The sequence below is a fragment of the Pseudobacter sp. genome (assembly GCF_051955275.1).
GTDB lineage: Bacteria > Bacteroidota > Bacteroidia > Chitinophagales > Chitinophagaceae > Pseudobacter.
In genome coordinates this window covers 1-10,515 of sequence record NZ_JBQCGW010000119.1, presented here as the reverse complement: position 1 = coordinate 10,515, position 10,515 = coordinate 1, and the positions used below count along the sequence as shown (strand labels likewise).

General features: G+C 45.6%; 10 protein-coding genes. All 10 read right to left on the bottom strand.

Translation table 11 applies throughout. The features are described from left to right. On the bottom strand, positions 1-346 hold a 346-nt coding region (locus ACTHMC_RS10090; RefSeq protein WP_440412988.1), incomplete at its 3' end, for a hypothetical protein. A gap of 162 nt (positions 347-508) precedes the next feature. Continuing rightward, entirely contained in the window at positions 509-781 is a 273-nt protein-coding gene (locus ACTHMC_RS10085; protein WP_440412987.1) for a hypothetical protein, read from the bottom strand. 93 nt (positions 782-874) lie between these two features. Beyond that, positions 875-1,306, bottom strand: coding sequence for a MauE/DoxX family redox-associated membrane protein (locus tag ACTHMC_RS10080; RefSeq protein ID WP_440412986.1), 432 nt, complete (start codon positions 1,304-1,306; stop codon positions 875-877). A gap of 220 nt (positions 1,307-1,526) precedes the next feature. After that, a complete protein-coding gene (locus ACTHMC_RS10075; RefSeq protein ID WP_440412985.1) occupies positions 1,527-2,522 on the bottom strand; it encodes a helix-turn-helix domain-containing protein in 996 nt (331 codons plus the stop codon). Between the two features lie 260 nt (positions 2,523-2,782). After that, positions 2,783-3,358: a hypothetical protein gene (locus tag ACTHMC_RS10070; RefSeq protein ID WP_440412984.1), complete on the bottom strand. Its 576-nt coding sequence runs from the start codon at positions 3,356-3,358 to the stop codon at positions 2,783-2,785. A gap of 718 nt (positions 3,359-4,076) precedes the next feature. Beyond that, on the bottom strand, positions 4,077-4,661 hold the full coding sequence (locus tag ACTHMC_RS10065; RefSeq protein WP_440412983.1) for a hypothetical protein: 585 nt from the start codon (positions 4,659-4,661) through the stop codon (positions 4,077-4,079). A 133-nt stretch (positions 4,662-4,794) separates the two neighbouring features. After that, entirely contained in the window at positions 4,795-5,691 is an 897-nt protein-coding gene (locus ACTHMC_RS10060; RefSeq protein WP_440412982.1) for a DUF4238 domain-containing protein, read from the bottom strand. Between the two features lie 85 nt (positions 5,692-5,776). Beyond that, complete coding sequence (locus ACTHMC_RS10055; protein WP_440412981.1) at positions 5,777-8,281, bottom strand: DEAD/DEAH box helicase; 2,505 nt, start codon at positions 8,279-8,281, stop codon at positions 5,777-5,779. Further along, the gene (locus ACTHMC_RS10050) at positions 8,278-9,207 is read right to left on the bottom strand and encodes a HamA C-terminal domain-containing protein (RefSeq protein WP_440412980.1); all 930 of its coding nucleotides are present in this window, start codon (positions 9,205-9,207) and stop codon (positions 8,278-8,280) included. Before ACTHMC_RS10050 ends, ACTHMC_RS10055 begins: the two co-directional genes overlap by 4 nt. Before the next feature lie 77 nt (positions 9,208-9,284). Continuing rightward, positions 9,285-10,196, bottom strand: a complete 912-nt coding sequence (locus ACTHMC_RS10045; protein ID WP_440412979.1) for a bacteriophage abortive infection AbiH family protein — start codon at positions 10,194-10,196, stop codon at positions 9,285-9,287. Positions 10,197-10,515 lie beyond the last annotated feature (319 nt).

Genomic DNA, 10,515 nt, shown 5'->3' with positions numbered 1-10,515 from the left:
ACTGACGGACCACCTCCATCATGACATCGGAGAAATAACCGCTTTTATCTTCATTCAGTTTGCCGTTGACGAACAGGTAAGTATATACTGCCTGCCTGTTCCATATCCGCGCCCGGTAAGCGCCGGTCTGGATATTACTGGTGTGCATGAAATACAGGGTATCTGACGGCTCTGCAATTGCTGGCAGCTTTCCGCTTTCATACAATTGCATGCGCAGCTGATGAGCCCACTGTGATTTTGCAGTTCTTTTGCCGCAACTGTCCCGTATTCCTTTAGACGCAGCCTTGAACCCTTTTTGAGAGCAGGAACTGATCAGCACCACCATGAGCAGGAGCACAACTTTCATAGTTGAGTAATTCGTGAATAATTAGATATGGCTCTTATTCCGCACCGAAGTTCCCGCTCAGTTTCCACAAAGGCTACTCAGCTGGCATGTAAACTATCCCTTATAAGCATAAAAGCCGGCACGATATTGTGCCGGCCTACTGCAAAAATCACGAGTGGCTCGTTAGTAACCGTTCGTATATACGGGTACGTAACTGGTGCCATTATGGGTGAACAGGTTGTAACGGGTTGTACTGGACAACGAAGAGCCAATATCTGCCTGCCTGGATCCAGTCAGGATCAGTCCGGGCATCGAGGTGGAATTAGCCACCAGCACTTTTGTTCCGGCAACATCCGCATACACATTACTGTTCACAAACCGGGCACGCCCTGCCAGCGCCACCGTACTCACCGCTACCAATGCGATAGCAGTCAACAACTGAAACTTCCTTTTCATACACACATTTTTTGTTGACGCTTACTTACTCACAGAGGCTTCAGCATTCCTCTATCCTGTTTCACCAGACCAGCGCAGGATCTGCCAGCCTGACTACGGGTGATCACTGTTTGCTGCCGCCGTTCCATCCCACCTGATAGCAGCCCAACTCAACCATGCCTGTGCCAGCGCTATCCACATCCGGTCCCACCACCGCATACCATCCCACCAGGGATGAAACGGCAGGAAGAAGACATCTGTGGTTAACAGTGCCATGCAGAGATAACTAACAAACACCACCTGCATCCATAGACTCAGCTGCCAGCCTGCCTTTCGGAATCCACCAATGAGCAATACCAGCAGCGTGATGATGGTCAGCGACAGTGCATATGCCAGCCACTGATGCCAGGCACCGATAAACGGCAGGTTATTCAACCAAGCTTTGTAGGATTGCCATTGCTGCAGGCAGGCACTACAGTCTACAGCATACACTGCCACCAGGATCACACTAATCCATTCGCGGCGCAACATTTGCTTCCAGCGCATACTCGCACGATTAAGTTCTTTGATGGGAAGGAGCTGCCTGAAAACACAGCCCTTCATTTTGTATGATAAGAATAGGGACGGAAGGCCGCTTGACATTCTTCGCAGTTTCCTTTGAGCAGATCAGCTCATTCCTTCCGATAGTGCGGCCATCGGTTGATACATCAAATGTACACAGGGCGTAAATTCCATCCAATAGTTGGTCGGCGAAATTGCTTTTGTGTTAGAAGAAACTTTCTAATGAGATCAGAATAAGTACAACGTCCGACAATTTCTGCCAGTGCGCCAACGTCATCTTCTCAACGGACTTGAAAGCCCTGCGTAAGTTGTTATCATTATTGAAACCACAGGCAACAGCAACCTGCGACAGCGTGAGATCAGGATATCTTTGCATCAGTTTTTTGGCAGCCTTTATCCGCTCATACAACAGGTAATGATAGGGTGTAACACCGAATACAATCTTGAACATTTCCTTGAAGTAAGTGAGATTCATATAAGCCTGTCTGGCCAAATCTCCCAGGCGATGATCTTTTTTCAATTGGTCTTTAATGATATTCTTTACCCGGAACAATCCTTCGACCTGCTGGCGGGTCAACTGCCGTTGCGGGCGTTTCATCCGCCGCACTTCAATTACCTGTTGCAACAACTGAAGCGCCAGCTCTTCATTGCCCGGATCCTTCAGCAGTGTGGTCATGGCATCGAGCACATATGCGCTGGCAAATCCTGGTCCTCCGAATAAAGCCACAGTCTGAGATCCCCGCAGCGCCTCAAGTAACGTCGCCTGTTCGTGGTCAGTGACGCGCAACCGTTCCAGCAACCCTTCCTCAATCTGCAGGTCAAACACCTCATAGACCTCTTTTTCTTTCAACAGCAATTCACTGTCTACAGTCGGCGCATACACTACATTGACCTGGCCCTGCAGCAGGTGAAAAGCCAGGCCATTGAGGTGGTGCTCAATATGACTCTTTACCATGATCCTGAAGCCCAGGAATGGCAACGGGAATTCTACACGCAAGGTAACATCAAGTACAGGTGCATACGTACTGTAATACAGCGTGTAGTTTTTCTTAGAATATGTCTGGTAATGAAATTGACCGGAAGGCTGGTTAGCATCATACATGACAGAACCCGGAATATGGGTTTCGGGTTTTGGGTGGGCGGATTCAGATTCGTACCGGGTAAAATCTATCGCACCCTCAGCAGCGAACATCCTTATCATAGGCTCAGGTTAAATGCGTAATGAAAACGGGCTGGAACAGCTGCTTCATCACCTTAACACCAAGAGCGTTTTCGGCAGGGACAATGATTAGTAAAGTATCGAAAACCTTATAGCCGAATTTAAGAAAGATATGCTGAATTACAAACTGCTACCGCACAACGATTGCAAGTAACAGTACTTACCTTCATGTATTGGGCGGGATTTAACAGATCCTGTCTTTTGATTAACGGACAGCAAACCACAACCAGTCACCATCGGTGTTACAGCAGCAATCGCTCGACGGCCTCCTTATCGTGCAACGAAATAACTACCGGGAGCGTACCCGACTCCAAAAGCAGACAGGGAGAGGCGGCAAACAGGTTGCTCACATCAACACCTAATCCCGCAGCCAGTTCCCGAATGACATCCAGGTCAAAATAATGAACAGGCTCCTTCCAGGTAGCCGGCATCCACTGGCCGAAATCCTTCAGCGGTAACTCTTGATCTCCCCGGCCTTCGATCTCCCGTAACATAGCGCCGTTACGATAGAGCAGGAAGTAAGCGTACCCCACTGAAGAAACATAGATTAACTGCAAAAAGTCACAAGCCAGGCTTGCGGAAGTACGTTCCGCCAGTTCATGGAGATGACAAAGGCTGTTCACTTCTATTACCTGCCAGGCTCCGTTACTATTGATCAGGTAACTGCTGGGCGGTACATGGAAGTGGTTTATAACCTCGTCTGCCTGGCAGGGCAGATCCAGTTCTTTGAGTGGCACGGAGATCCCGGAATAGCCACGCAGGATCCGGATAAGGTCTTGTTGACGGGTGGTTTGTACTAAACAGGTCAATAGGTCCATAACTTGAAGGTAATTGCAGGCTTCCAAAAATATATTACCCACCTGTGTAACAACAGGTGCCAGTTTCCGGGCAACATAGTGCCGGAATAACCGGATTCAATGTGTACAGGGTCGAACAATTAGGAAATGATTAATCCCTCCATTGCTGCTGGAAAACAGCCAATGCCTATACGGATCGATGCAGGATCGATGGAGAGAGATTATTGACAGGAGAGTTGCTGACCTAATATAGCACGAATATGTCAAATCGCCCAGCTCCTTGCTCATTTATTTCCTTTAACCGGCTTTTGCGGCTTAGGAGGGGCTTGAGATACATGTTGACCATTTTTAATCGAACCGATCTGATGGGTGGTTATTGACTGAGGCTTGATAACGTCTGACTTGCTATTAGGTATATCCTTCTTATTTTCTGACATATTGTAACGATTTATAAATTTTATTCTGAATCATTTTGTGGTGATACTGACGGCTGCTGAGGCGCTGTTGGTTTCGGGGGTGCATTGGTCACGGTAAGTCCTTTGGTAACATCCGGTTCATACGGTTTTTGAATATCTCCCCCATTGATTTGTCCATTGTCGTTTCGCATGTATAGTGGATTTATTTTTTTGGTTTCAGTGGCAGCGGCTGTTTGGGCTTGGGAGGGGCAGTATGGGGTGTCAGTCCCCTGGTTTCATCGGGCATGTTTTTATCCCCGTGATCCTTGCTTTTGTCTGGCTTATTAAACATACAGTGCATTTAAGATGATATAAAGTACGATCAGCAAAATACCCAACGTCAATGTCACAACTGTTGACCAGTTCATGAACTCAATCCAAAAACTTCTCTTATCAATCTTTGTCGGATCATACTTGTCATTCACATTCTCTTCCTCTGTCTCATTCGCTCCTTTTTTGGCATGCTTGGCAGCGATCATATAAGAAACTAGATTCACCAGCAAAGTTAATATCAACGCGCCCCAACCGGCTACCAGCATCCACTTGTACTGAGAATCCTTTATCGGTTTTACAATATCCTTGATAAAGCCTATCGACAACGCAAGCGATCCGGCAGCGATATAAGATAATTGTTTATCGAATGTGTCCTGGCTCTTGCGAAAGACTTCAAGAAGTTCCTTTCTAAATTCTTTCAAAGCAGACATTCCTTCCTCAAATTTTTTCAGTTCCTCCCGATGTATTTCCTCTTTTTCCTTGTCGCTTAGTTGCGCAGGTTGATCATTGACAACAACTTCCTGCGTTATCTCTACTACCGGATTTCCCTTCGCCGCTAATGACTTGGACTTTTTAGATTTACTCCCTTTACCCATCTTCCAAATTTATCGAATAAATGAAAAATATTTGAGCAGTTGACACCGAATCGAATAATTTGTGAATAAGGAATCCATTGCAATTTCACTTCCGTGATCAAACAGAACAATCTCCAGTGAGCCGCAAATTGCCCTACATGCATTTCAAGTACTCCTGAACCACTTCTTTGCTTTGACTAAATATATACTTAGCGCGTGTCCTGCAGGTACAAGCGTTTATATAATCAATATCAGCCCCGCTGGCAATCACTATTTGAGGATCACGGCTCCAGACATTCCAATCCAACGGAGTTCCCATTTCATATGGCTTGATCAGCAAACAGTACCTCGGTGAAAAAGGAAAATAATTGGAAGCAGCCACGTTACCAGCAAACAACGAATTTAAATTTGCAGGATCACCTATATATTCATTGATCGAAAAACCAGGCTCATCACTGGTGATGAATGATTTGCCTTTGCGACTTTTTAAGATAATCCATTCTTTGGAACCTATAGCGGCCTGAAACTCGCTGATCAGCTCAGCATTCTCGAATGTTTCTATCTGCATGCGTTTGGCCGATTCCGCTGCATTCGCTTCTATATCCTGTTTCAGTGCTACTCGCTCTTCCTCTGTCATAGAAGACGAAAAAGTAGTTCCTACATGATACCATTTCAGAAACGATTCAATGCTCTTCCGAAAAGTAATGTTGCGATACTTACTATAAAACAGCCAACCCAGCATGGTGGCCTTCCATTCCACCGTAAACGCTTCTTCTTTTCCTAATTCTCCCATAATCATCCCGTACTGCGGCTCTATGACATTGGAGAATGTGCGCTCTACCCAGTATGGATCTTCAAGATCTTCAGGCATAGTATAGAAATTAGCCATCTTTAACTTATCAGCATTAATGGATACCTTCTCCACCCTACTGCCATGATCGGTTTTGTATCCGTGCCATACCATACTGCGCATTTCAGGATCCAGCGGATTGATAACAAAATGTTTCAAATAAGCTTTGGGAACCAGATGCTGTTTAACAGGGTTGCTCATTTATTTTCACTAATGATTTGTAATGTTATTCAACAAAGAAGACCTCTTTTTCCATAAGATCTTTCCTTGTGTCTTATTATACCTGTCACACATTTTCCAGAAGGCGCTGATACCACTCGTTCAGCGTTGGACGAATTCCTCTGACAGCTTCAATCAGTTCCGCTTTCGATGTAACATCGCTCACTCTTATCCTGCTCTGTAAAAACACCGCTGTTTCCCGGGGGATATTCAGCTCAATCAACCCTCGGGTCAAGGGACGATACGCACCAAGCTCCAGACATCGTGGATAAATGCTTTCGGGCAGCCTGATATCATACAACGGTTTTAAGAGCTGCGCTAATCCATACGAAATTTTCCCTTCCAGATATTCAACAGCTTTTTCAATTTGTTCAGAACTTTTATAATGCGTACTGGAGAGTATCGTTGCCAGCGGAATCTCTCTCGCCCATTTATCGGCCAGGATACAAACCTGTAATAACACATCCTTTGTTCCTGTGTTACGAATCCCAAAATGCTTTTCATAGTAGGTTGGGAACAACTCATCGAGCTGCTGTAACGCTTCTTTCAATAATTGAGCATTCCCGTAGTTAGCGGCTCCCGTAGGCAGTAGGAAGCGTTGACTCTGCTGTTGCAATCGTTGCAAATCCAAAGGATCCCAATAGCGGTTTCGGCTGCAGACCCGGTGATCCACGGTCACTTCCCTCAGTTTTTCAATAACCTCATTGAGCTCCCTGTCCGTTAAGTTGATGCCCACCCGGCTAAGCGAGGTTTGTGCATTGACACCATGCTTCATCACAACCTGACGGATGTGCGTCGTAACATAACTGTACTCTTTGTTGCTTTCCGTTGAGCCGATCTGATCCTTGATATCTTGTTTGATTTCGCGTTTGAATTCCTGGTATTTTCCTCCATAGCCTACACTTAATTCTTTTTCTGTTCCTTTGAACAGGTCCAACTGCTCACTCCCATCCGGGCAAAAACTGTCTTCATCCAACATAAAAGTGCGCCCTACAAAATCCTTCAACAACCGGCCCGCTCTGCCACGCAGGTTGGCCAGTTCATAATTAGACAAAGAAACCGAACCCGGTTTTCTTTGGACAAACAGGTTGGGATTGCGGATAATAATGTTTTGCACCGGCAAGTTAACGCCCTGCAGCAAAGTAGTTGTGGCAATTAACTTCTTGATCCAGTTGCGCTTGATGGCATATTCAATGAGAGGCCTTACATGTGAGGGTAATTTTCCATGATGAAAGGCTATGCCTCTTTTAATTGCAGGCACCAGCGGGTAGTCCCGATGCACAGTATCAGCGATGAATGCCGATAAGCTATCCAGGAAAGGATTGTGCTCTTCTACCGTAACGCGGCTAAAATAATTGGCCATCCTGGAGCAAACATCAGGATTGGGTGAGAAAATGAGCACGCATTCATCATCAAAACTGCTGGCAAATTGTTGCAAATACCCCAGATACTCCTCACCATATTGAGCTTTGCCGTATCCCTTGATGGCCTCATCTTCGGTGATCTTGATCTCCATTGGATTTGGCAACAAATCACTGAACACCCGTAGATAGTATTGATTCTTTTTCCGCAGGTGGATGGAATAAGTCAGATTCAATACCGGCGAGGAACTGGTTTCCTTTTTAATTGCCTCCTGCCCAAAGATGCTTTCGCCCAGTTCATCAATCTTCACGATCCGGGGGCCTGAAATAATTACATGATCAATTGCTGTACTATTGCGAAACTCTACCATTAGGTCAAATAGAACTTTCGCTCTTTGCTCTTCATGGTTTGCCACGCGCTCCACATTTTGGATTTCATCCACTACCAGTAACCGAACGTCTTCAAACGGGGTATCTCCCTGCGAAAAAGCAGCGATCGCTCTTTCCTGTGTCAGCACATAAATTGTTTTTTTGTTGTACGTTGATAGATTAAACGCAGATTCCAGTGAATAATCCTCCATGCCGAATTGATTCAGGATAGCACGGTAATCGGCCATTACCTGACTCACCAAACTCAGCGTGGGCACCACATACACGACAGTACCCGGCTTTCTTACCAGCAGATCAATTGTCTTTAGCAATATCAGAAAAGATTTCCCGGCAGAAGTGGGTGCCGAAATACCTACCAGCGGTCGGTCCAGACTTTCCCACAACTCTTTTTGAAACTCTGTCAACAGGTACCTACGCTCCCCTACGAAAACCTCATTCCTTGCCTGTGCAACGCCCACCGCATATTGATTGAGCACACTTGTGGAGAACGAGTAGGTTTTATCTGTATGGGAATACTCCTTATCCAGCATAATGCTCGACGGCCCAAAGCCAGCCTGGGAGAGATACAGCAACAGGTGATCCCGTAAGCCGTCCCAGTTGATATCCCGGTAGTTCCAGAGCAACGCGGTAATGCCAATGAGCAGTTTTTTCGCTTCCTCATCCCGGCGCACCGCCAGCGCATTCAATTCAATCAGAATTTCCATCAGAAATTCCCGATCTATCTTTTCATGCGGATCGCCTTCGATAAATTGTAACCGTATGGCTTGTATCCGCAGTTCAAACCGCAACAGCCTACCAAGAATATCCAGCGCTTTCTTCATCTTCCTAATTTTTGTTCAAAATCTTGCAACAACTCATCGAGTTTCCACACAGGCAGAATAATATAATTGAAGCGGGGTAACAACCCCGCAGGAATCTTTTCGAATATTTCCCGCTTCAGCGCCGCGCCCCTGTCTTCAATGATCTTCCTGATCTGCTCATTGATCTCAGCCCTGCTTGTTTTTTGCAGGAGCTCCGTTTCATTATAAGTAATCACGCAAACCAGGTGCACTTCAAAATCGTCGATGGTATTATCCTTATAAGCCTGCGCCACGTGCTGTAGTCTGTCATCGATAAATTCATCATAGACATAACTGCCGAGCTCCTTACGGTGATTCAGAAAAGTTTTCAGCATACTATCAATCGCATCCTCGAAGGCCACAGCAAACCGGTAGTCGGCAGTATATGTTTTCGCTTCTCCCAGAAAAAACAAGTGTTTTCCGTCCTGTAATCTGTAGTGAATAGCATCAGCACCGGGCCGTTCCATGGGTGTTGACAGGGTGATTGGCATTTTCCTCAGCAACGGAGCAGCATTATGGAGGTGCTGAATAAAATTGAACAATAACAATTCTCCAAACTGCCCTTGCAGGCTAATCTTACCGGTAGTGCGTACCCGAAACTTATTTATCGTGTATCTATCAAATGCCTTTTGTGCATTGCGCGGTGACCGTCCCGACCGCGCAAAAAATTTCGTCATGATCTCATCTGCCTTCTGTTGACTATACACCCACTCAGGAACAGTGTTGAGTAGCTCGTCCACAAAGTCTTCCCTGCATTCCAGCAGATCCGAATGATTGATGCAGGCACCGGTATGATCTTTATCCGGTAACAGGTTGAAGGAATGCTGAAAACAATAAACATGATTCATCAGCATTTGTGTACAGGTGAACATCTCCTTGAATTCACCTTCAGCCATGGATGATTCCATATAGCGGTATTTTATGATGGTTCAATCGTCAGTTTATAATAGTATGAGTATGCCCTTGCCCTACTCCTGTTTGTTTACTATCCATTGTACATTCCCTTCAATGGCACCAGCGTAATAAGGTCGTTATCGATACCAAGATCAACCAGGACCTTCCTGAATTTATCTTCCTCTTCCGGCAAATAGAAGCTAACCCGCCACCTAACCCTATCACATTGTATTTGCCTGATAATGGCCATGAAATACGGCATATCTATCACACTGAAGGCATGCCCCAAAACATGTATTTCATCTATCTCCTTTAAGGACTCGAAGTAACCTGCGTGTTCCCTGAGGATAGCACCTGTTGGCTTATAGTTTTTTTCATAATAGGCATCCAGCAAGGCATTGCCTTCTTTGATCCTGATATCCACGTCAGGGTCATGTAGAAGGCCTTTATTAAGCGAAGGGATGGCTGCCGGTGGCCGTCCATGCCCCAAGATTAACAGCGATCTCTCGTCGTCAGCGATGCCGTGGATGTGCAGGATACGCTCCCGCGCAATCCGGTATACTCTTTCCAACGTATCGGTGTAATTGAAGGTCAGAAACCTGGCAGTCTTATCCAGCGGAATTGTTCGCTCAGCCACTTCTGGTGGAAATGCTTTCACCGACAAGATCCACTGCGTGAAAATCGACTTCAGGTGAACGGTGATCTGCTTAATCGCATTTTCTATTTCCCGTTGGTAAGCGTAGTTATCGTCATCGCTCCAATCATCTGCCCCGTATGAATTGAGATAATTGACTTTCTTTTCAGCAATCATTTCTGCATCCAGGTAAGCGAGTACTTCTTCAAAATTTCCCCACTTTTCATCAGGGCCGAAGTATTGCTCTATCGTACGATAGAGTGCAGGATCCTTTTCCTGTACGAAAAATTTGAATTGCCTGTAATCGGAGCGAATGCCATGGTGTATATCGAATCCATTTCCGATCACACACAACAGGGTGTCATTCATGTTTTATTTTTTTAATTGACTGTTAAGTGCAAGGCATAACACTTCGATCCGCACTCCTGGCGCGGAACTGACATAGTTATCCTCTACTTGCATGAAGCTATTCCCAATTAGGTATGACCAATGATGGCACTGGCTTTACATAGGAGTGGCGGAGATCAGTAGGCTGGGTGTAATAATTGGCTACTGCTAAAGATATCGAATATTTCCAATTGCTTGATTTACGCTGAATTGGCTGATTCTTTGAGCGTCAATTGAGGGCCATAAAATCCATTTCCATGCCGATCTTACAGGAAAGACAAATCTTCTGACTTTTTGATAA